23 protein-coding genes and 1 riboswitch are annotated in these 21,630 nt (G+C 34.2%); of the genes, 5 read left to right on the forward strand and 18 right to left on the reverse strand.

The features are described from left to right. Nucleotides 1-35: 35 nt before the first annotated feature. The 7 genes from ACFOZZ_RS11975 to ACFOZZ_RS12005 all read right to left on the reverse strand — a co-directional run bounded on the left by ACFOZZ_RS11975 (nt 36) and on the right by ACFOZZ_RS12005 (nt 5,803). Nucleotides 36-557 carry a GrdB-related putative oxidoreductase gene (locus ACFOZZ_RS11975; protein ID WP_376815315.1) on the reverse strand — a complete coding sequence of 174 codons (522 nt, stop codon included), beginning with the start codon at nt 555-557 and terminating at the stop codon, nt 36-38. Between the two features lie 15 nt (nt 558-572). Then, nucleotides 573-1,940, reverse strand: a complete 1,368-nt coding sequence (locus ACFOZZ_RS11980; RefSeq protein WP_278860605.1) for a PTS sugar transporter subunit IIC — start codon at nt 1,938-1,940, stop codon at nt 573-575. Nucleotides 1,941-1,963: 23 nt separating this feature from the next. Further along, entirely contained in the window at nt 1,964-2,287 is a 324-nt protein-coding gene (locus ACFOZZ_RS11985; RefSeq protein WP_055289024.1) for a PTS sugar transporter subunit IIB, read from the reverse strand. A gap of 1 nt (nt 2,288) precedes the next feature. Continuing rightward, nucleotides 2,289-2,615 (reverse strand): PTS lactose/cellobiose transporter subunit IIA, encoded by a 327-nt coding sequence (locus ACFOZZ_RS11990; RefSeq protein WP_006504762.1) that lies wholly within the window; start codon nt 2,613-2,615, stop codon nt 2,289-2,291. A gap of 74 nt (nt 2,616-2,689) precedes the next feature. Beyond that, complete coding sequence (locus tag ACFOZZ_RS11995; RefSeq protein WP_278779862.1) at nt 2,690-3,241, reverse strand: RDD family protein; 552 nt, start codon at nt 3,239-3,241, stop codon at nt 2,690-2,692. 8 nt (nt 3,242-3,249) lie between these two features. Next, a complete protein-coding gene (locus ACFOZZ_RS12000; protein WP_329966222.1) occupies nt 3,250-5,124 on the reverse strand; it encodes a BglG family transcription antiterminator in 1,875 nt (624 codons plus the stop codon). Nucleotides 5,125-5,224: 100 nt separating this feature from the next. Then, nucleotides 5,225-5,803, reverse strand: a complete 579-nt coding sequence (locus ACFOZZ_RS12005; RefSeq protein WP_055289923.1) for a GNAT family N-acetyltransferase — start codon at nt 5,801-5,803, stop codon at nt 5,225-5,227. A gap of 93 nt (nt 5,804-5,896) precedes the next feature. On the opposite strand from ACFOZZ_RS12005, the gene ACFOZZ_RS12010 reads away from it, so the two are divergent. Further along, the gene (locus ACFOZZ_RS12010) at nt 5,897-7,288 is read left to right on the forward strand and encodes a PLP-dependent aminotransferase family protein (protein WP_055289925.1); all 1,392 of its coding nucleotides are present in this window, start codon (nt 5,897-5,899) and stop codon (nt 7,286-7,288) included. 153 nt (nt 7,289-7,441) lie between these two features. Then, nucleotides 7,442-7,855 carry a DUF2798 domain-containing protein gene (locus ACFOZZ_RS12015; protein ID WP_376815316.1) on the forward strand — a complete coding sequence of 138 codons (414 nt, stop codon included), beginning with the start codon at nt 7,442-7,444 and terminating at the stop codon, nt 7,853-7,855. A 94-nt stretch (nt 7,856-7,949) separates the two neighbouring features. Here the strand turns inward: ACFOZZ_RS12015 and ACFOZZ_RS12020 are convergent, their stop codons facing one another. Beyond that, nucleotides 7,950-8,537 (reverse strand): RNA-guided endonuclease TnpB family protein, encoded by a 588-nt coding sequence (locus ACFOZZ_RS12020; RefSeq protein ID WP_376815320.1) that lies wholly within the window; start codon nt 8,535-8,537, stop codon nt 7,950-7,952. A 2-nt stretch (nt 8,538-8,539) separates the two neighbouring features. Continuing rightward, a complete protein-coding gene (locus ACFOZZ_RS12025) occupies nt 8,540-9,088 on the reverse strand; it encodes a hypothetical protein (protein ID WP_376815317.1) in 549 nt (182 codons plus the stop codon). Between the two features lie 89 nt (nt 9,089-9,177). On the opposite strand from ACFOZZ_RS12025, the gene tnpA reads away from it, so the two are divergent. Continuing rightward, nucleotides 9,178-9,582: an IS200/IS605 family transposase gene (tnpA, locus tag ACFOZZ_RS12030; protein ID WP_376815318.1), complete on the forward strand. Its 405-nt coding sequence runs from the start codon at nt 9,178-9,180 to the stop codon at nt 9,580-9,582. Between the two features lie 138 nt (nt 9,583-9,720). Beyond that, nucleotides 9,721-10,317 (forward strand): ECF transporter S component, encoded by a 597-nt coding sequence (locus ACFOZZ_RS12035; protein ID WP_376815319.1) that lies wholly within the window; start codon nt 9,721-9,723, stop codon nt 10,315-10,317. 24 nt (nt 10,318-10,341) lie between these two features. On the opposite strand, the gene ACFOZZ_RS12040 is transcribed toward ACFOZZ_RS12035, so the two are convergent. The 3 genes from ACFOZZ_RS12040 to ACFOZZ_RS12050 form a co-directional block, all read right to left on the reverse strand. Beyond that, nucleotides 10,342-10,902, reverse strand: coding sequence for a flavin reductase family protein (locus ACFOZZ_RS12040; RefSeq protein ID WP_055232406.1), 561 nt, complete (start codon nt 10,900-10,902; stop codon nt 10,342-10,344). Beyond that, nucleotides 10,899-11,627 (reverse strand): arginase family protein, encoded by a 729-nt coding sequence (locus ACFOZZ_RS12045; protein ID WP_278778552.1) that lies wholly within the window; start codon nt 11,625-11,627, stop codon nt 10,899-10,901. Before ACFOZZ_RS12045 ends, ACFOZZ_RS12040 begins: the two co-directional genes overlap by 4 nt. A gap of 90 nt (nt 11,628-11,717) precedes the next feature. Further along, entirely contained in the window at nt 11,718-13,142 is a 1,425-nt protein-coding gene (locus tag ACFOZZ_RS12050) for a 6-phospho-beta-glucosidase (protein ID WP_279068694.1), read from the reverse strand. A gap of 200 nt (nt 13,143-13,342) precedes the next feature. Then, nucleotides 13,343-13,452: riboswitch (TPP riboswitch) on the forward strand. 47 nt (nt 13,453-13,499) lie between these two features. On the opposite strand from ACFOZZ_RS12050, the gene thiC reads away from it, so the two are divergent. Continuing rightward, a complete protein-coding gene (gene thiC, locus ACFOZZ_RS12055; RefSeq protein WP_278780677.1) occupies nt 13,500-14,807 on the forward strand; it encodes a phosphomethylpyrimidine synthase ThiC in 1,308 nt (435 codons plus the stop codon). A gap of 42 nt (nt 14,808-14,849) precedes the next feature. Here thiC and ACFOZZ_RS12060 read toward each other — a convergent pair whose 3' ends face one another. The 6 genes from ACFOZZ_RS12060 to nagB form a co-directional block, all read right to left on the reverse strand. After that, entirely contained in the window at nt 14,850-16,319 is a 1,470-nt protein-coding gene (locus ACFOZZ_RS12060) for a glycoside hydrolase family 1 protein (RefSeq protein ID WP_278780678.1), read from the reverse strand. A gap of 118 nt (nt 16,320-16,437) precedes the next feature. Next, entirely contained in the window at nt 16,438-17,475 is a 1,038-nt protein-coding gene (locus ACFOZZ_RS12065; RefSeq protein WP_070104168.1) for an NUDIX domain-containing protein, read from the reverse strand. 48 nt (nt 17,476-17,523) lie between these two features. Further along, a complete protein-coding gene (locus tag ACFOZZ_RS12070) occupies nt 17,524-18,177 on the reverse strand; it encodes a M15 family metallopeptidase (RefSeq protein WP_286696549.1) in 654 nt (217 codons plus the stop codon). Nucleotides 18,178-18,306: 129 nt separating this feature from the next. Then, on the reverse strand, nt 18,307-19,245 hold the full coding sequence (gene metA / locus ACFOZZ_RS12075; RefSeq protein WP_055232298.1) for a homoserine O-acetyltransferase MetA: 939 nt from the start codon (nt 19,243-19,245) through the stop codon (nt 18,307-18,309). 11 nt (nt 19,246-19,256) lie between these two features. Further along, entirely contained in the window at nt 19,257-20,453 is a 1,197-nt protein-coding gene (locus tag ACFOZZ_RS12080; RefSeq protein WP_279078598.1) for a deoxyguanosinetriphosphate triphosphohydrolase family protein, read from the reverse strand. Between the two features lie 57 nt (nt 20,454-20,510). Further along, complete coding sequence (gene nagB, locus ACFOZZ_RS12085; RefSeq protein WP_278861143.1) at nt 20,511-21,242, reverse strand: glucosamine-6-phosphate deaminase; 732 nt, start codon at nt 21,240-21,242, stop codon at nt 20,511-20,513. Between the last annotated feature and the right edge of the window lie 388 nt (nt 21,243-21,630).

Below are 21,630 nucleotides of genomic sequence, written 5' to 3' on the forward strand. Positions count from 1 at the left end.
AAAGAGGATACGTCCTCACGTATCCTCAAGTTAATTTAGAAACAATATTTAGAAGCAACAATGTCTTCGTCTTTCTGCTCACACATTGCCTTAGAAAGCTGACAGATTCCTTCTAATGATTCATTTAAACCAGTACCACCCTTCTTAGGTGTCTTGATGATATGAACCTTGTCTTTATATTCATTAATTGTCTCTTCATTTTCGATACTCATTGCAGCTATAGCATGTGAATGAGTTTTTTCGTTAATATCATAAGCGACACGTGCAGCCATGCGCCCATAGCCAAGATAGTTGAAACATGGACCACAAACAACAACATCTGGTTTAATTTTTTCTACCATTGCGCAAAGTTTACGGCTGACTTCATCACTATATGCTTCATAGAATCCATCTCCACAATATAAACAACATACAACATGTCCATTTACCTGTTTTAAGAATGGTTCCATCATAATAGCAGGTCCACATGATTCTTTTACGAGTCCTAAAGGTACCATGTGATCATCTTTAATCCCTTTACCAGACTGGATCTGGTCATAAATCATTACGATTTTCATGTTTCATCCTCCTTCTTATAGATCGTCAAAAGATAAGTCGTCTAAATCAATGTCGTCTTCTTCTTTAGCAGCCTGAGCCTGAGCTTCTTCATTTAAGTACTGCTTATCAAGTACCTTGATGAATGGCATATAGATAACAACACCAATAACGATTAAGGCAGCCTGAAGCAGTGCACCTACCCAGTTAGTGGCTAAGAAACCTGAGATAATTGGTGGCATAGTCCAAGGGATGTTGATACCTGAACAGATTGGAACAATCTTAAGAGCCATACAGAAGTATGAGATAATGATGTTTACTGTTGGCACTAACATGAATGGAATAAGCATAGTTGGATTTAATACGATTGGTAAACCGAATACGATTGGTTCGTTGATACCAAAGATACCTGGAACTAAAGCAAGTTTACCTAAGTCTGTAATACGTTTAGATTTACAGAATAATAACATTGCGATTAATAATGATAATGTAGAACCACATCCACCAAATGTAGCGAATAAGTCCTGGAACTGCTGACAGATAATATGTCCTGTACCCTGTCCTTTAGTGAAGAAAAGAATGTTTTCAGCTGATAGAGTCTGAAGAATTGGGTTAAATACAGCACCTACTACAGATCCACCATTGATACCGAAGAACCAGAATAAGTGTAAGAAGATATAAGCAACAACCATTGCCCCTAATGTGTCACCAAGGTTAAGTAATGGTGTCTGTAAGAATTCGAAGATAATCTGGAATACGTTTGTTCCTAAGAAACCAAACATTAAGTTTACTAGGAAGAAGAAAGCCATTACGAATGTTGCTGGAATCAATGCTGAGAAAGATTCTACAACTGTTGGTGGAACACCAGCTGGCATCTTGATTGTCCAGCCTTTACCTTCTACCCAAGCATAGATATGTACGCTTAAGAATGCAGTAATGATACCTACGAAGATACCCTTAGCACCAACCCATCCTAATGGGATACCAGAAAGAGTTGCTTCAATAGTTTTAGATCCTACAGCAACATTACCAGTGATTGAATATGGCATGATTAGGAACCATGACATAAGTGCACAGGCAGCACCGAAGATCTTGTTTGTCTTCATCTGACCAGCAAATGAATAAGCGATACCCATTACCGCAAATACTGCCATGATAGTGAATGTTGCATCAGATGGCTTTGATAAGAATGCAGCAAGTGTCTCACCTGTTTTCTGATTGATAATTGTTGATTCTAAAACTTTTGTCCAAGCTGTAATTGGAAAGTTTGCGATTAATAAGAAAATTGATCCTGCAATAAGTAATGGTGTTGATACTAAGAAACCATCACGAATTGACATTAAGTATTTATTACGCCCAATTTTTTCTGCTAAAGGCATTAAATACTTTTCAAGTTGTTTCATCATACTTTAAGTACTCCCTTTAATTATTATTTATTGTTTTTTTTGATTAATAGAATAGCTTTTTTAAGTACTCTTTCACCGTTCATCATACCGTAATCATCTTGGTCGATCACAGAAATAGGTATGTTTAGGTGCCCGAAGTTAGCTACTGTTTCGTCATAAAGATATTCAACCTGTGGACCAAGTAAAATACAATCAGGACAATCAGAATTAACGATTTCTCCTAATTTGTTATGAGAGAAAGCAGCCACCTTGATTGGTAGGTTATGGCTATTTGCGACTTCCTGCATCTTACTTGCAAGAATACTAGTAGACATACCTGCACTACAGAATAAATAAACCTTTTTCATCCTATTCTCCTCCTTCTAATTTTTTAATTCTTTGAGATAGTTTGATAATCTCTTCAGCCATGATTTTTGTTGTTTCAGCATTCATAAGCTGATCTTCCGCATGCATAAGAAGAATTGTTGGAACTGTCTTTTCACCACATGCTTCCTTCTGGATAAGTGATGCATGTGCTTCGTGACCTTTCACAAAGCTTTCTTCTCCTTCTTTTATTTTTGCGCGAGCTTCATCAAAATCACCCTTCTCAGCAAGATACATTGCCTGTACATAGCGTGACTTTGCGGTACCCACGGCAGAAATAATGTTAAAACTTAATAATTCTAAATCTTCCATGTGATTTCCTCCATCTCACAATTCATAGTATAAACTTATATTTATTTTCAGGTAGTGAATGCGATTTCCTCTATTTAGGAAAAATTCACTACTTTAGTACGTGCTAGATAATCATGTAATGCTAGATGTTCTTTCTTATTCACTAAACATAAAATAGCACTCACGATTGTAATCGCAAAGCCAACATACATCATTGGCTTTACTAAACTAATACCTAAACTGATCTGTAATACCTGATGTAATATTGTACTTGCAGAATATAGAACTCCTTCAATAATAATGGCTCCTAATACTTCTCTTAGTAATAGTTCTTTAAGGCCAACATCTTTACCATCACTCTTTACAATCTTAATATGACATATTCTTTTACCGATTGTCTGTCCCTTATTAATAACTAAAGGAATCACAACATAGTAGATAATGGCGCCTAGTAATGCGAATAACCCACAAATCAGTCCTAATTGATGAGGGTATTCTAATAGATTCTGGTTCTTCATTGTGCCATAAATCTTCTGTGACACAATTGCGATAGGAAATGATGTAAAAAGAGCACCAATATACCAATCTAATAAGTATGCACCAAAACGTCTTGGTAATGATGCAATAGTCTGTTGTTGTTTTTTCATATGTTACCTCACGCTGTCATCAGCTTCATAAATTGTTGATAATTGTCTGCTTCGATAAACTGCATCAGCTGGTTATAATCAATAAGTACATTGGATAACCAGTCAAAGAATGTATGCAGCATCTGATTATCCTGTTCACTAATAGATAATAAGAGAATAAGACGTACTTCATACTTTCCCCACTTAACGGGATTCTTTAAGACCATGACGGATATAGTAGAACGTAATGGCTGTACTGTAATGGCATGAGGTACCGCAAAGCCCTGCACAAAGGCTGTTCCTGCCATCTCTTCTCTTTTAAAAACATCTTCTTTATATTCTTGTGTGGCATAGCCTAACTGAATCAGATTATCACATAAATAGTTAATGGCATCTTCCTTAGATGCGATGTCTTTTTTTATAAAGAATGTTTCTTGTCCAATCAGCTTCTTTACAATATGACAGAACTGATCATGATATTTTTCTCTATCTAATTGATTCAATGCCTGGAAGATCTGACTTTCATCCTCATAGTTCACAAATAAACTGATTGATACTGTCTTAATAGACAATTCATGCTGCAAAGGTACAACAGTCAAAATCAAGTCAGGATGAAGTGATGCAATCATATTATTTTCAAAGAATGGGAATACTTTAATAATTTCCATACGTTCTCTAAAACGTGTTTCAATCTTATCCATACATGCTTTCGCCAGCATCTGATTATGGGGAATAATCATGACTACACGATATTTCTGTGTATTGATATGTCTTTCATAGGCTGTTCCAAAATGTAAAGCAAGATAAGAAATTTCATCTTCTACTAAAGGTTTACCTGTAACTTTAGAAATGACATCACTGGCATGTATCGCCATTTCAAAGACTAGAGGATATTGTCTTTTAATCTCCTTTAAATAAGCTGTTGTATTAGGTTTATCTTCTTTAATACGATCAAGCAATGATTGCATATGAATGACTAAGCTATTGTAAAGTTCTTCATCATCTCTAAAATCAATATCAAAACAATCTTTAATGTCTAATAATACTTCTTCTACTAACTGTTGTGATTCTGCTTTTAAATCTACATGACTGCCTCTTCCTTCCAATAAGAAAGCAAACTTAACGACTTCTTCTTCAACATAAGGAATACCAAACTTTTGTGATAATTCTTCAAAGAAATCCTTTGAGACACGATATTCTAAATCAATACTTGTACAATCACTCTGTGTTTCATATAAATAATTCTTATTCCTGATACGTTCAATCGCAATACCCGCATGCATCATCAACATAGGAAGACTGACATTCTTGAACTTATAATGATTATTTGCGCAGACATTCTTAAAGATTTCTACTACATCAATGAGATTAAAATCCTTCCATAAATGAGACAAGGCACTGATATTTGTGAAGTTTCCTTTGATTTCTGATTCTAATAGATGCTTATATACAGAACGCTTCTCATTTTCATTACCTTCTAAACGAATGTGGTTCTTTACACGTATCACTTTTAAAGAAGGATATTCATTGAGTATACGTCTGATATTTCTTAAGTCATTATCAATCGTATAACCACTGACATAAATACGATCCTGTAATTCAATGAGATTGATTTCCTGTTTAAACAATAATTCCTTAATGATCCAAGATACACGTTCCTGAGATGTCTGAGGAATGACTGACTTTGTCGTAATTCCTTTGACACTTGTCAGCATCTCGTCTAAGTGATAACCTTTACGACGATTGGCTTCTATAAGAGTACATTCATACTCTTTATTAATATGCTCAATATCAGAACGGATTGTACGATCTGATACAGACAACATAGAAGCAAGCTCTTTGCCTGTCACCCATTCATCATAATCATGAAGGATATCTATAATACGCTGCTGTCTATTATTCATCCGTATAACCTCCTGTACCTTCATTGTAATGGTTTACTGTGCTTTATGCATTCAATTTTGCTTCCTAAGTGTTAGGAAATGAAAAAGAACCTTTCGGTTCTTATAAGTCAATAATATCTAGAATATCATAGGCTGCCTTCAACATCTTTGGATGAAAGTCCCCTTCTCCTGATTCATCCACAACTCTTTGAAGTTCTTTAGTAATCTCAATAAAGTCATCTTTCAGGAAAGGACCTCTTGTACATAATAAATCAAATGTCTGATTCCAATAGAATAAATGATACCCACTAGAACGGTAGCCATGACTCGCATAAAACTTAGTACGTCTTAAACGCTGTTCATAGTTATCTGCTTGATCATCTAAAGGTTCCATATCCAATACAATCTGCCTTTGATAAAGATCATCCATCAACTTTAAAGTACGTCCTCCATACCCACGAGAACGAAGTGATGAACAGATTGCAAGATAGAACAAATAAACACATGTATCAGATGTCATTGTCATAAAGAAACCTACAAATGTGTCTTCATCATAAACACCATAAAGATCGGATATACCTGTATGAGATAAATCAATCATTCTTTCTATAGAAACACGTTCTTCCTTAGGAAATGCTTCATTATTAAGATCTTCTAATTCCTTAAAGTTCTCTGTAATTCTTTTAGCCGTTAACGCCATAGATTATCCTCCATTAATATGACTATTCTATGCTGTTTTCTTCTTTTTTTCAAATGATTACGCTATAATGGTTAGAAAAGAAAGGATGTATCTATGCTTACATATAGTTTCGATGAAAATAACCATAAATCTCTCTACCAGCAATTATATACATTTATCAAAAATGATATTCTAGAGGGACATCTGACAGCAGATGAGAAGTTACCTTCTAAGCGTACATTTGCGAAAAATCTAGGTATTAGTATTATTACAATAGAGAATGCCTATGCGCAGTTAATGGCTGAAGGATATATTTATTCTTTACCTAAGAAAGGCTTTTATGTATCTCCTATTAATAATAAGACACCCCTTATTCCTGCCAAGATGATTCATAAACCTTCTATTAAGAAAGAATCCTATTGGTGTGATTTCTCTTCTAATCAGACACCAGCCCATTTGTTTCCTTTCACTACATGGTCTAAACTTATGAAGGACGTATTAAATGAACACCAATCAGAACTAATGGTTAATCCTCCAGTAGGTGGTATTTATGAATTAAGAGAAGCGATTTCTCATCATTTAAAAGAATTCAGAAATATGGATGTTGAACCTGAAAGAATCATTATCGGTGCGGGTACTGAATATTTATATGGACTACTCGTACAATTATTAGGTTTAGATCTTGTCTATGCCGTAGAGAATCCTGGTTATAATAAAATACTAGATGTTTATTCTAGTTTGGGAGCAAAATGTGTTCCTATAGATATGGATGAGCAGGGAATACTAGTTAACCAATTAGAAGATTTAGATGTAGATATTGCGCACATCTCTCCTTCTCATCATTTCCCAACTGGTATTATTATGCCTGTATCTCGACGTTATGAATTACTTGGATGGGCAAATAAGAAGGAACATCGCTATATTATAGAAGATGATTATGACAGTGAATTACGTTTAAGTGGACAGCCTATTCCTGCCCTGCAAAGTATTGATTTAAGTGAAAAAGTCATTTATATGAATACCTTTACTAAGACTCTTGCCTCTACAATTCGTATTAGCTATATGGTGCTTCCTCATCATTTATTAGAACGCTATAATAAGAAGCTCTCTTTTTATGCCTGTACAGTCTCTAACTTCGAACAATATACTCTTGCATCATTTATTAATGAACATTGTTTTGATAAGCATATTACTAAATTACGTAACCATTATCATAATAAGCGTGATGCGATTGTGAAGATGTTAGAAGAAAGTAGTTTAAAGGATATGATTACTATTTCCAAGGAAGATGCAGGTCTTCATTTCCTTATTACGATTCATACACATATGTCTGATGAAACACTTATCAATAAATTAAAAGAAGAAGGAATCCATCTAAGAGCTATTTCTCATTACTATCTTAAGAATATACCTCATACATCACATACCTTCATCATGAACTACTCTTCTATCGATTTAGATAAATTACCACAGGCTATAGAAATATTAGAAAAAATACTTTATTGACATATTTCTTAAAATATATTAAAGTAAGTCATGCAAAAAAAAGAATATTGATTTAGGGTATTATTGGAAACGCACAAGCATAGCTTGATAACGAACAACACTTATATTAAGTGTTGTTTTTTTGTGTAATTTCAAGAAAGGAGCATTTTTCCAATGCCTAAAACATTTAAACAAAATTTATTATTTACTGCGATGATGTCATTCTTAATGGTGTATGTCATGATTCTCTTCAACATCTCATTAAATATCGGAGTAATGACAAACCGGGTCTTTTTACTTGCCTTCCGCGAAATGATTATCATGCGGCCTGTCGCTTTCTTTTTAGAACTACTTGTTGTAGATTCTTTAGCTCATAAGCTTGCTTTCTGTTTTGTACAGCCTACAGATCGTCCTATTGTGATTACTCTTGCAATTTCATGTATGATTGTTTGTATCATGTGTCCATGCATGAGTCTAATCGCAACTGTATTATTCAAGAACATCAATGCTTCAGTCTATTTCCAGACAACATTCGTCAACTACCCACGACCTAAAGGTCATGGGCTTGTAACTGCCCAGTCGTACTAACGGTTTACACCTCCGACCTTTACCCCCAATAGATATTACTATCTAAAGTGGCGTTACATCATAGGGTGGTTGACAGCACCCTTTGCAGCAGAGTTTACTCTGCTACAACTGTATTAGGTACTTGGCTATCTGCAAGATAGTCTATTCCCATACGATACAGATTCATAGCTCCAATGCGGTCATCATTAGATTTATAGCCACATTTTTTGCAGGTAAACAGATGTATCTTCTTATTGCGGTTAGACTTTTCAACATGTCCACAGCAAGGGCAGCACTGGCTTGTATAGCGAGGGTCTACCTTAATAACAGAAGACTGATTCTGTTTTGCTTTGTAGATTAGTTTCTGCTCAAGGTCATAGAAAGACCATGACACAGAAACATAACGATATTTTGTTTTGACACGTTCTGTAGCATTACGAATACCTGACAAATCTTCCAATACAAAGAGAGTGTGCTTTGGGTTGTTTTCAACGAGTGCCTTCGATACCTGATGGTTAATATCCTGCATCCAACGGTTTTCTCGCTGATCGATAGCTTTTAGTCTTCGTCTTGAGGATGGCGTATGTCGCATTTGGAGTTCTTTACGAAGCTTGGAATAGTTAGCACGTTTCTGTTTAATAGCTTTGCCACTAACAAATCCAGACTTATGCTTGCTGTCATAAGTTGCAACAACAAAGTTAATACCTAGTCAATACCTACAACGTTGCAGATATCAGAAATATTACTTTCTTCAACCTCATAGGTAACTGGTATGTGCAGATAGTATTTACCATGCTTACTTATAAGTCTGGCAGTACCAAACTTATAAATCGTATGATCGAAATACTTAGACATTCCATCTGAAAAATAAGATAACTTTACACGACCATTAAGCGTATTGATTGAAAAACGGTTTTGTGTTAAGGAATAATCTCTGTTCCATACCAGGTCGTACTGAGGCTTTTTGAACGATGGTTTAATCCACTCATTCTGATTTTCAAGAATGGTCCTATATCTGGCGATAACAGTCTTCAGAACAGACTGCGCCATCTGCGATTTAAGGTTAAACTTTTCTCGTAAAGTAGAATACAAAGCTTTATTGAGTGAAAACTGCTTTAAGTCATGAGTGCGGAATACATAGTCTGAAACATAATTACAGGCATTACGATAAGCAGACATAGTCTCATCAAGCAAAAACTTATCTGTTTCAGCTGCGATTATTTGAATTTTAGCTGTAATAGTCATCTGTTCCATAGATGTACTCCTTTCATAGATATTTCACTATATGTTATATCTAAATTATATCTAATTTACAGCGAAATATCTATATTTTGAGGTGAACTGTGGATAGTAGATACAATCGTCATAACAGACGAAAATACAGTCTGAAAGTACATATAGTTCTAGTAACCAAATACCGTAAACAATTACTCAACGATTCTATCGCCGATGATATTAAACAAGAGATTCTCGATATAGCTAATACTCGTGGATACGAAATTATTGCGATAGAAACTGACAAAGACCATATACATTTCTTATTAAGTTACGATACAGCAGATAGAGTTTGCAATATTGTCAAAATTGTAAAGCAGGAAACAACATACCACTTATGGCAAAGGTATAGTTCGGTCTTATCAAAACAGTATTGGAAGGAAAAAACATTTTGGTCAGATGGTTATTTTGCTTGTAGCATTGGAGAAGTGACATCAGCAACTATAAAAAAATATATTGAAAGTCAGGGATAATAGATAACGATTTACGAAAGGATTTATTTATGAATAAGGTCAGTTTTAAAACTGACCTTATTTTTTTAGTCGATAACTGAGTATTTATATAATGTCAGAATGTATGTATAGTGTTATTCATCAAAGGGGGAATTTTATATGAAAGAAAATAAAACATTACAAATTGCAGTAACAGGATTGATGGCGGCTTTAGCTTATATCGCCTTCACATTCCTACAGATCAAGATTCCAACACCAGGAGGAACTACTTCATTCCATTTAGGGAATACATTCTGTGTATTGGCTGCATTATTATTAGGTGGTGTTCCTGGTGGAATTGCAGGCGCAGCTGGTATGGGTATTGGTGATTTACTTGATCCAACTTATGTAATAGTTGCACCAAAGACATTTATCTTAAAGTTTGGTATTGGGGTTATTACAGGTCTAGTTGCACATAGAGTATTCAAGATTCAAAAACTAGAAGGTAAGCAGTTAGTGATTGGTGTAGTCGCTTCTACATTTGCAGGTTTATTATTTAATGTGATTGCTGAACCACTATTCTCTTATTTCTATACTTCAGTATTACTTGGTGCACCTTCTAAAGCGGCTTTAGCTCTTGCATCTTGGAATGCAGTGACTACTATCACTAATGCAGTAATTGCGATTGTGATTTCTTCAGCACTTTATTTAGCTTTAGCACCTACATTTAAAAAGAGTGGTTTATTAGATAAATTACATACAGTTAAAAAAGATTAATTAAAAAAGGACTCCTATGAGTCCTTATTTTAGTTTAAGGCCATCTTTAAAAGCACGCCCAACAATCTTTCCTAAACCTACATATTGATTATTGAATGGATCAAATGTGATAGGCTTTACTTTAGATACATCTACTCTTCCTGTTTCATCTAAGACACGTTCATCTACAGATACATTAACAATTTCACCCTTCATAATTTCTGTATCTAAATCATAGTCCTTGAGACGACATTCTAGACATATAGGTAATTCATTGATAATAGGTGCATGTACTTTACTGGATGGCGTATAAGTAAAACCTGCTTTTTCTAGTTTATTGGGTTCCTTATGCCCTGATACAACGCCCACATAATCACACTCTACTACATGATCTTCATCTGCAATACTGACAGTAAAAGCCTGTGTTTTTAAGATGTTCTGGACTGTTTTATGTCCGCTAGAAAGACTCAATGAAATTTCCATTGTATCGCTAATACCACCCCATGCTGCATTCATTAAATCAGGATGATCATTCTTATCAAAACTCCCAATCATATAGACAGGCTGTGGATAAGTAAGTGCACGTGCACCAAAATCTTTTCTCATTTCTTTTTCCTCCTTTTTAATATTTTCATAGCAGTTTGATAAAGTGCATCATCAGAAAGATTATTGATTCTTTCAGCTTTTATATAAGTAGGATAATCATCAATATCAGGATCATCACCGCATATATCAATCCCAATTACTTCACAGTTTTTTAAGAAGTGAGCTAATACATCCTCTAACATCCCCAGTGACATCTCTCCTTGATTCCAGTTCGTCATAGCATATCTTTCATCTAAGACATCCTTATCTATAGAAATATAAACAGGATATTTCGTTTCAAGAGGAATAGTAACACCTTGCTCAAGTTCTTCTATACTGAAACTTAATACTTTATTCCGTTCCATTGATTTCAAATCATGTTTACTTGGTCCTATTAAATATAAACGATGAAGAGAAGGGTTTTGTAAAGCTTTTTTAGCCCAGTTTCCACAGCTGAGCATATCTCCTACAATAGAAGACTGCATGTCTGTATGGTGATCAATCAAAACAAGATCAAAAGGTTCATGAATAAAATCAGTCATCAATTTAGTGATGTAATGATAATCGCCTGAATCAATAAAATGAATACCAGAAATACCATTCTTGCTTATCATCTCTTTTAATTGTTTTTCTGCATGTTGATCACAGAATAAACGTGTTCCTTCAATGTCACTACAATCATAATAAGTTAACTGTGGATAATCCCCTTTATAGGAATGAGTAAAATCAAATACATAGTTATGCATCTTTATCACCTGTAGGTAATTATAATCTTTATTTAGCACTTGTCAAATCCGACTGCTAAAAAAGAGATAGCTGCAGCTATCTCTTGAGTATTATAATTCTTCACCGTTTGTTTCAATAACGTGTTTATACCAATAAAATGATTTCTTCTTACTTCTAGAGAAGTCCCCTTCATGGTTATTATTATAGTTAACATAGATGAAACCATAACGTTTATCATATTCACCAGTAGAAGCAGATACAATATCAAATGGAGACCACATAGTATAACCTAATAGGTCAACACCATCATAAGTGACTGCATCTCTCATTGCTTCAATATGTGCCTTTAAGTAATCAATACGATACTGGTCATCTATAGTACCATCTTCTTCTTTCTTATCATAAGCACCAAAACCGTTTTCTACAATCATCATTGGAAGTTCATAACGATCATAGAACCAGTTTAAGCACCAGCGTAATCCTAATGGGTCAATCTGCCATCCCCAGTCAGAAGCCTTTAAGTATTCATTTCTTACAAAGTCTTCACTAAAGTAATCAAATGTCTTTTCATTACGTCCCTGATACTTAGTTGCGAATGACATGTAATAAGAGAATCCAATGTAATCTACTTTACCTTCACTTAAGATCTTCTTATCCTCTTCAGTAATGAAATCATATCCTTTTCTTTCAAACTTCTTTAAGATATAGTTTGGATAATGTCCTCTTGCATGCACATCAGCAAACCAATATTTCTGATGCATAGCACCTAAGGCATTCATCATATCTTCTGGTTTTGGAGAAGCTGGATAAACACCATTCATACCAATCATACAACCAACCTTTAAGTCAGGATTGATTTCATGAGCCGCCTTAACTGCAAGTGCTGAAGCGACTAATTCATGATGTGCTGATAAATACATTAAATATTCAGCATCATCACCTTCTTTTAATAATACAGCACCTTCCTGGATTAAGTTATGCTGAGTCGGATCAGCCTGGTTATTGATTTCATTAAATGTCATCCAGTATTTTACTTTATGCTGATATCTTTCAAAACATACCTTTGCGAACTTCACAAACATATCAATGGCTTTACGATTTCTAAATCCTCCATATTCTTTTGCGAGTGCCCAAGGTAATTCAAAATGTGATAATGTGATGATTGGTTCAATACCATATTTTAATAATTCATCAAATACATCATCATAGAACTTTAAACCTTCTTCATTAGGTGTTTCTTCATCTCCTCTTGGGAAGATTCTTGTCCAGGCAATAGAAGTTCTAAATGCCTTGAATCCCATTTCAGCAAGTAATGCGATATCTTCCTTATAATGATGATAGAAGTCTACACCTACATGGTTTGGATAATCTTCTCCAGGAAGAACACCATCTGTTAAACGTCTAGGTGCTCCTGTTAAGTTGTCCCCCGCTGTTTCTACATCTGTACAGCTGATTCCTTTTCCGCCTTCCTGCCAGGCACCTTCACACTGATGAGCAGCTACTGCGCCACCCCATAAAAAGTCGTCTCTAAACATTGTCTTATCTCCTTTTCTCTTTCTAATAATTATAAATAGAAATGAAAATGATTTCTATAATTTTCAGAAATAGAGAACAAACTTTCGTAAAAATGTTTCATCTTTACATTGTTTGTTCAAAAATTCACAATAATTTTGTAACATTTTTTATGAAAGCGTTGCATTTTATTTATATAAGATGTAATATAGCACTATCAACCAAATAAAAAAAGGGGAGCTGACGCGACGGCTGAGAAGAAATACGATCGGATTTCGACCCATAAAACCTGATACGGATAATGCCGGCGTAGGAATTTTGTTTTTTTTAGGTATACATGCTCAGGTATACCTTTTTTTATTGTCAAAAGGAGGACTTATATGAGTTACACAACACAAATGGATGCTGCTAGACAGGGTATTATTACACCTGAAATGGAAATTGTAGCCGCAAAAGAATCTATGGATTTAGAAGTATTACGTGAACATATTGCGAAAGGACATGCTATTATTCCATGTAATAAGAATCATACTTCTATTGATCCGAGTGGTATTGGTTCAATGTTGAAGACTAAGATCAATGTGAACCTAGGTATTTCTAGAGACTGTAAAGACATGGATGTAGAAATTGAAAAAGTGAATAATGCAGTAAAGATGGGTGCTGAATCTATCATGGACTTAAGTTCTTATGGTGATACACGTACTTTTAGAAAGAGATTAACTAAAGAATGTCCTGCCATTATTGGTACTGTCCCTATTTATGATGCTGTTGTTTATTATCATAAGGCTTTAAAAGATATTACTGCAAAAGAATGGTTAGATATTGTTAGAATGCATGCTGAAGATGGTGTGGATTTCATGACTATTCATTGTGGTATTAATAGAGCTATGTATGAACGTTTTAAGAATAATAAGCGTTTAATGAATATTGTTTCTCGTGGTGGTTCTATTATGTTTGCCTGGATGGCTATGACTGGAGAAGAAAATCCATTTTATGAATATTATGATGAAGTCTTAGATATCTGCCGTGAGTATGATATTACTATGAGTTTAGGTGATGCATGTCGTGCTGGATGTTTGGCTGATGCAACTGATGTGGCTCAGATTGGTGAATTAGTGACTTTAGGAGAATTAACACAGCGTGCATGGGATAAAGATGTGCAGGTGATGATTGAAGGTCCTGGGCATATGCCTTTAAATCAGATTGCCGCTAATATGGAAATCCAGAAGACAATCTGTAAAGGTGCACCTTTCTACGTATTAGGCCCTTTAGTTACTGATATTGCCCCTGGTTATGATCATATTACTGCCGCCATCGGTGGTGCTATTGCAGCCACTTATGGTGCATCATTCTTATGCTATGTCACTCCTGCAGAACATCTTCGTCTGCCTAATCTAGACGATGTTAAAGAAGGTATTATTGCATCTAAGATTGCCGCACATGCGGCAGATATTGCGAAAGGTATTCCTGGTGCCATGGAATTAGATAATAAGATGGCATGTGCAAGAAAGAAGCTGGACTGGGAAGAAACATTTAAATACTCAATTGATCCAGAAAAAGCAAGACGTTATCGTGCTGAAGCAGCACCTGAAAAAGAAGATACATGTTCTATGTGTGGTAACTTCTGTGCTGTTAAGAATATGAATCGTATTCTTGATGGTGAAATTGTAAATATCTTTGATGAATAAGAAAAAAGGCGTAACTCGTATATATGAGCTACGTCTTTTATATTAGTCTAAATCAGCACCATTAGATTCGCAGACTTTCTTATACCAGAAGAATGAATCTTTCTTGCTTCTAGAGAAGTCCCCAGTTCCATCATCATGTCTATCTACATAGATGAAACCATAACGTTTTGCATACTGTCCAGTACCTGCAGATACTAAGTCGATTGGTCCCCAAGTTGTATAACCGATTAGTGGTACACCATCTTCGATAGCTTCATCCATTGCTTTAATATGATCTCTGAAGTAATCAATTCTATAAGTATCGTGTACAGAGCCATCTTCTTCTACCTTATCGAATGCACCAAAACCATTTTCTACAACCATTAATGGTGTATGAGGATAACGGTCATGTAGGATATTTAATGTATATCTTAATCCATCAGGGTCAATCTGCCATCCCCAGTCAGAAGCCTTTAAGTAAGGGTTCTTAGCACCTGTTGCAAGGTTACCATTTGTCTTTTCAGCATTTTCATCAACTGTTACACAGTTAGACATATAGTAAGAGAATGTATAGAAGTCTATGACACCTTCTTTAATGATCTTCTTATCTTCTTCAGTAATAAATGAAGTATCAATACCATGATCCTTGAAATATCTGAACATATATGTTGGATATTCACCACGAACTTGTACATCCCCACAGAAGTTATTCTTGAAGTTATCTTCATTAAATGCTGCAAGAATATCTTTTGGATTTGGTGTTAATGGATATAAAGTTGTATGAGCAATCATGTTACCAATCATGAAATCAGGATTGATCTTATGACCTTCTGTCACAACTAATGCACTTGCAACGAACTGATTATGTAATGCTTCAAATGTCTTCTGAGGGTTAGATTTTAATTTGTTTAATGGAATACGTTCATCAGAGTTAACATCTTCTGGATCCATGATACCTAAACCATAAAGGTCACCTATTCCACCTTCACCCATACATGCGATATTGATTTCGTTGAATGTTAACCAGTATTTAACCTTATCCTTATAACGTTTCATACAAGTAGTTGCATACTTAACGAACATATCAATCACTCTTCTATCAGAGAAACCATTGTATTTAGTCACAATGTTCCAAGGAATTTCATAATGACATAATGTAACTAAAGGTTCAATATTGTGTTTCTTACATTCGTCAAATACCTTGTCATAGAAAGCTAAACCTTCTTCATTAGGTGTTTCATCATCACCATTAGGGAAAATTCTACCCCAGTTGATTGATAATCTGAATACATTCCATCCCATTTCTGCAAATAAAGCAATATCTTCAGCATAATGATGATAGAAATCAATTGCTTCATGGCTTGGATAGAACGCAGTCTTATCAGTCTTTGGTAAGAATGTTCTTGGAGTATTTACATCTCCACCAAGTAACATATCTGGTACTGATAAACCTTTACCATCTTCTAAATAAGCACCTTCACACTGATTGGCAGCAACTGCGCCACCCCATAAAAATCCTTTTGGAAAACCCATTTCCTTTACCTCCGTTCATCTTTTCTGTATGTATTATATACATAATAAAAATCATTATAATTAATTTTCATCAAATGAAAACGATTTACACCATATGAAAATTATCAAAAGTTATTATTTAGAATAAATCCCCTCTTTTATGTTCTCCCATATTAGACATAATACACTCTTGATGTTGCTTATGAACAATATCCCATACATACTCCATGCCTGTTGCAAGTGGCTGATTTAGAAAATCTTCTTTATTAATCCAATAAACCTCTCCTTCATCACTTGAATGAAGAACTCCTTCATACTCACTTGCCTTATAGACTAGAATAATATTATGAATAGAATGCTTATACCAATGATATAAACCACATAAATATGGATTCTTAATTGTAAGACCTGTTTCTTCTTTCACTTCTCTAATCATAGCATCTTTGAATGTTTCTTCTTTTTCTACATGACCACCAGGAAAAGTAATACCTGTGTAGGAATCATTGACTTTATTCTGAACTAAGACATGTCCTTTATCATCTTCAATCATACACATATTCATTAAACAGACATTTTCCTTACGACGCTTCTTTACACCTTTAAACTCAATTGCCTGTGCTGGGCATATTTCTAAACAGGTCCCACAATGAAGACATTGTGCGACATCTATTACTTCATTATGAATACAACATTGAGGACAAATAGTCTCACATTTGCCACAATGAATACAGCAATCAGTAATGGTATAACAAACAGCATGTTCCTTACTATTAATAGTAATAGGTGCTCTTTTAATATGTACTGGATCACTGATATCAAAATATTCGCCAGATGCTTCATATAAACAAAAGACATCCAATGCCTTTCTTGTATCTTCTGGATAGATAGACTGCATATAAGTATTCTTTAAGAAGATCTCATCTAGCTTATGAGACCCAATATTCTTAACCTTACCACTTAAACTAAAAGAAACTTTTCCTTTAAGTCCTGTTAAGGAAATATACTCCTGGTCCATCAGTTCCTGATAGAAACTCTTTCCTCTTGCAGTTAAGAAGTAAATCCCTTCTTTATCATACAACATTAAGTCGATGATTCGAGTGATAGGTCTACCCTCACTATTAATAGTTGCCATTGTGACTGAATGAATATCTTCAACAAGTAATTTGATATAATCCATAAAAATACCTCCAGATATTATTTTATAACATAAAGAAAAGAGAGTCTATTACAGGCTCTCTACATACTCTTCTAAACATAGATTTTTCTGATGCATCTTTAAGGCATCTTTCTTACCTACATAACGATAATGCCATGGTTCATGCTTAATATGTGTTATAGATGTTTTGCTCTTAGGATACCGTTTCACAAAACCATATTTATATGCATTTCTTTCTAACCATCTATAAGCAGACTGATTGGTTGTATAACGGTAATCCCCTACTATATCCACTGCAAGCCCTAATTGATGTTCACTTGTACCTGGGGCTGATACATAATTTAATGCATATCTTCTTGCAAGAATCGTAAATAATCCTTTACTCTTATAATAATCTGTACGATTATCTAAGATTTTCTGTTGCGAATGAGATGATCGATATCCTTCATTCACCTGCATATAAATATCATCTTTTCTTGCAGCTCTAAACATTTGTGATAATTCAAGCACAATACGTGAATCTACTTCTTTCCCATTATCTAGCTTTGTAAGAATCACCTTATAGTTATCTGGTATTCTATTTGTATGATTAACAAGCATAAGATTCCAGCCATGATTTGTAGAAGCATCATCTATAAAAGTATCTGAACGAAATATAATATATCCTGATAATATGAGTAATAGAATTCCTAGAACTAAAAGACATTTCTTGAATAATCGCATTTCTTTTCACCTCACAATAGTTATATCGTGAAATGTTGAAAAGAAACATCTCAAATTCCTTACAAAAATATTAAGATTTACTTACATGATTATAGTTTTTGGTGACAAAAAGCCGCCTAGAAAGATGGCTTATTTCTTACGTTCATGAAGATCACTTAGATCATATGGTGTTTCCTGGTAAACATAATAGTTCAACCAGTTAGAGAATAAGAGATAGGCATGTGAACGCCATTTTACTTGTATTTCCTGAGACGGATCATCATCAAGATAATAGTTTTTAGGTAGTTCTGCAATGACATCTGGTTTCTCTTTGTCACGCTTATATTCTTTATCTAATGTATCTGGATCATATTCAGGATGTCCTGTCACAAAGAACTGAGAACCATCCTTAGAAGCCACTAAATAGACACCTGCATCATCACTTTCTGCAAGTATATCTAAGTTAGAATTACTTGCAACATCTTCCTTTAAAACAGTTGTATAACGTGAATGTGGTGCATAGAACTGATAATCAAAACCTCTTAAAATCTTTCTTCTCATCTTTCTTTGATTAGTATGATGACGATATACACCAGTTAATTTATGCTTCAATAAGTACTTATCAATACCATAATAATAATGTAAAGCAGCCTGTGAAGCCCAGCAGATAAAGAAAGAACTAAAGACATGTGTCTTGGCCCATTCAAGGATTTCACATAGTTCATTCCAATAGTCTACTTCTTCAAAAGGCATCTGTTCTACAGGAGCACCTGTAATAATCATACCATCATAAGAATTCTCTTTAATATCTTTAAATGTCTTATAGAAAGTAAGTAAATGTTCCTTAGGGACATTCTTAGAATCATGTGTAGACATATGAATAAGTTCTACTTCAAGCTGTAATGGTGTATTAGATAATAATCTTAATAATTGTGTTTCAGTTGTAATCTTTAAAGGCATGATATTTACAATCAAGATCTTTAAAGGTCTAATACGCTGCGTAGTCGCACGCGTCTGGTTCATCACAAAGATGTTTTCAGCTGTTAAAACTTTATATGCTGGTAAATCATCTGGTATATTAATTGGCATAAAAATTCCCCCTATCTATATGCAAGTAATTCATCAAATGCATCAATAATAAAATGATCTGTCATCCCTGATAAATAATCAATAATACTCTTTTCTAAAGCAAGTGAATCATTCTCAAAGTCATAGACTATATGATTTTGATAACGTTCATCATGAAGTAATGTACTATAGCGTATCAACCATTTAATATAATGATTAATAATGAGTGGATAACGTTCTGCATCTTTTTTTAAGTCTAAAACAAAATTGTCATGTTGTCCATACTCATATAAGAAAGAAAAGAGACTCTCTAAAATCAATTGTACATATTGCGTATGAATCTTAACCTTCTTTATTTCATAGATCTTTTGATAATTAAATTTCATAAATATCTTCATGATTTCAAAAGCTTCATCCGATAAACCAATATATTCCTCCGTACTATTATGAATCACATCTTGAATAAAGTAATTGACCACTGTTCCATTATTGATTGCTTTAAATAAACCTGGAACAACTGTATTAATTTCTTCTATTAAGCTTTTCATATCTTCTTCATTAAGTATATGTAAGTTCCATGCATCCTCTATATCTCTCGCCAGATAAGCTATCTTATCACTGATTTTTACAACACACCCTTCTAGAGTATAAGGTTGATAGAGTCCTGGTGATTTGAAGTCTTTTAAATCGATTTTTTCATCTCTAGGTTTAATTCTTCTTTGATTCACTTCGCCACAATGGGCTATAATGCCATCTCTCACTGCATAAGTCAGATCAAGATTATGTTCAATATGTTGATCATCCTCTAATAAACATAAATCATCTATGAGATGAAGGCTATTCTTTTCATGCCAGAAAGGCTCTAAACCATGTTTTATAGACAAAGAAGATAGAATCTTTTCTCCTCCATGACCAAAAGGGGCATGTCCTAAATCATGTCCAGCGCTTATAGCACGTGTAAGTTCAGTATTAAGACCTAATTGATAGGCGATTGTATAGCTAATAGATTCTACTAGATTCACATGTTCAGCACGTGTACATATATGATCATTATCAGGTGCAAAAAAGACCTGTGTCTTATGTTTTAAACGTCTATAGGCTGTAGTGAATATTATACGATTATAATCTCTCATAAATGGTGTTCTAAAATCACCTTTTCTTTCATATAACTGTGACTTTCTTTCTGTGCAGTCATTATATTTTGGATTTTCTTTATTCATCGCTTTCATGAAATCACCTCAAAAAAATTATAGCACAAAAAAAAGGCGCCTAAGCGCCTTAAGAAATTATTTAGATAATAATGATGCAGCTGCTTCATCAACGATGATGATTGCATCTTCATGTTTCTGAAGAATAGAAGCTGGTAGATCTTCTGTTACTGGTCCTTCAACTAAGCCTTTAACTGCTTTAGCTTTTCTTTCACCAGTCGCAATTAATAAGACCTTCTTAGCTTCCATGATATTAGAAATACCCATAGTTATTGCATGAGTAGGAACAGCACTTAAATCACCATTGAAGAATAGTTTAGCGTTATCTTCGATTGTGCTCTGCTTTAATGCAATGTAGTGAGTCACTGAATCAAATGATGTACCTGGTTCATTGAAACCAACATGTCCATTAGAACCTAATCCTAATAACTGGATATCTCTTGGATTTTCAGCTAATAATGCATTGTATTCATCACATACTTCTTCGATTGAACCCTTACCCTTAGGAACATTGATATTATTCTTATCGATATCTAATTCATTGAATAACTGATGGCACATGAAATAGTAATAACTCTGTGGATGATCCTGTGCTAAACCATAATATTCATCTAGGTTGAATGATTTGATATCTTTGTAGCTTGTTCCATTATTCTTATGATCTTCTCTCATTAATTCATAAAGACGGATTGGTGTAGAACCAGTAGCTAGGCCAAGGTTTGCGTTTGGTTTATTTTTGATAACATCAAGCATGATTTCTGCTGCTTTCTGACTTGCTTCTTCATAATCTTTAGTAACAATAACTTTCATATTATTATCCTCCTGTTTACACTTATATATTATACTCGTTATCCCTATTTGTAAAGCAATATTTTCATTTTGTGAAATTTTCTTTATTTATTTTAAAATATATTAGCATAAATTATCTGATAGCGAAACAGAGATTAAAGAGTGATCTGGTAACTAGAATAAATCTATTTTTCACTATTAAAAAAGTGAATAAATGACCCTAATTGGCTTCTTTCAACACTTGTAAACATATATAGAAAGAGTCAGATTAATCTATACGCTCAAAATTGTGTAAATTTGTCAAAAAAATATATATGAAAGAGCTTCTTTCCTTTATTTCCTCAATTGTAAAATGAAACTGGAATTAAGGAATTGGGATAAAGGGGCATGCCCCTTTATCCCAATTGAC

Origin of the sequence: Catenibacterium sp. GCM10023432 (assembly GCF_042651925.1) — a bacterium.
In the GTDB taxonomy this organism is placed as follows: Bacteria; Bacillota_I; Bacilli_A; order Erysipelotrichales; family Coprobacillaceae; genus Catenibacterium; species Catenibacterium mitsuoka.

Excerpts from the sequence above, each read along its gene's own strand:
- ACFOZZ_RS11975 (WP_376815315.1), bottom strand. The coding sequence starts at position 557 with ATGAAAATCGTAATGATTTATGACCAGATCCAGTCTGGTAAAGGGATT.
- ACFOZZ_RS11980 (WP_278860605.1), bottom strand. The coding sequence starts at position 1,940 with ATGATGAAACAACTTGAAAAGTATTTAATGCCTTTAGCAGAAAAAATT.
- ACFOZZ_RS11985 (WP_055289024.1), bottom strand. The coding sequence starts at position 2,287 with ATGAAAAAGGTTTATTTATTCTGTAGTGCAGGTATGTCTACTAGTATT.
- ACFOZZ_RS11990 (WP_006504762.1), bottom strand. The coding sequence starts at position 2,615 with ATGGAAGATTTAGAATTATTAAGTTTTAACATTATTTCTGCCGTGGGT.
- ACFOZZ_RS11995 (WP_278779862.1), bottom strand. The coding sequence starts at position 3,241 with ATGAAAAAACAACAACAGACTATTGCATCATTACCAAGACGTTTTGGT.
- ACFOZZ_RS12000 (WP_329966222.1), bottom strand. The coding sequence starts at position 5,124 with ATGAATAATAGACAGCAGCGTATTATAGATATCCTTCATGATTATGAT.
- ACFOZZ_RS12005 (WP_055289923.1), bottom strand. The coding sequence starts at position 5,803 with ATGGCGTTAACGGCTAAAAGAATTACAGAGAACTTTAAGGAATTAGAA.
- ACFOZZ_RS12010 (WP_055289925.1), top strand. The coding sequence starts at position 5,897 with ATGCTTACATATAGTTTCGATGAAAATAACCATAAATCTCTCTACCAG.
- ACFOZZ_RS12015 (WP_376815316.1), top strand. The coding sequence starts at position 7,442 with ATGCCTAAAACATTTAAACAAAATTTATTATTTACTGCGATGATGTCA.
- ACFOZZ_RS12025 (WP_376815317.1), bottom strand. The coding sequence starts at position 9,088 with ATGGAACAGATGACTATTACAGCTAAAATTCAAATAATCGCAGCTGAA.
- ACFOZZ_RS12035 (WP_376815319.1), top strand. The coding sequence starts at position 9,721 with ATGAAAGAAAATAAAACATTACAAATTGCAGTAACAGGATTGATGGCG.
- ACFOZZ_RS12040 (WP_055232406.1), bottom strand. The coding sequence starts at position 10,902 with ATGAGAAAAGATTTTGGTGCACGTGCACTTACTTATCCACAGCCTGTC.
- ACFOZZ_RS12045 (WP_278778552.1), bottom strand. The coding sequence starts at position 11,627 with ATGCATAACTATGTATTTGATTTTACTCATTCCTATAAAGGGGATTAT.
- ACFOZZ_RS12050 (WP_279068694.1), bottom strand. The coding sequence starts at position 13,142 with ATGTTTAGAGACGACTTTTTATGGGGTGGCGCAGTAGCTGCTCATCAG.
- thiC (WP_278780677.1), top strand. The coding sequence starts at position 13,500 with ATGAGTTACACAACACAAATGGATGCTGCTAGACAGGGTATTATTACA.
- ACFOZZ_RS12060 (WP_278780678.1), bottom strand. The coding sequence starts at position 16,319 with ATGGGTTTTCCAAAAGGATTTTTATGGGGTGGCGCAGTTGCTGCCAAT.
- ACFOZZ_RS12065 (WP_070104168.1), bottom strand. The coding sequence starts at position 17,475 with ATGGATTATATCAAATTACTTGTTGAAGATATTCATTCAGTCACAATG.
- ACFOZZ_RS12070 (WP_286696549.1), bottom strand. The coding sequence starts at position 18,177 with ATGCGATTATTCAAGAAATGTCTTTTAGTTCTAGGAATTCTATTACTC.
- metA (WP_055232298.1), bottom strand. The coding sequence starts at position 19,245 with ATGCCAATTAATATACCAGATGATTTACCAGCATATAAAGTTTTAACA.
- ACFOZZ_RS12080 (WP_279078598.1), bottom strand. The coding sequence starts at position 20,453 with ATGAAAGCGATGAATAAAGAAAATCCAAAATATAATGACTGCACAGAA.
- nagB (WP_278861143.1), bottom strand. The coding sequence starts at position 21,242 with ATGAAAGTTATTGTTACTAAAGATTATGAAGAAGCAAGTCAGAAAGCA.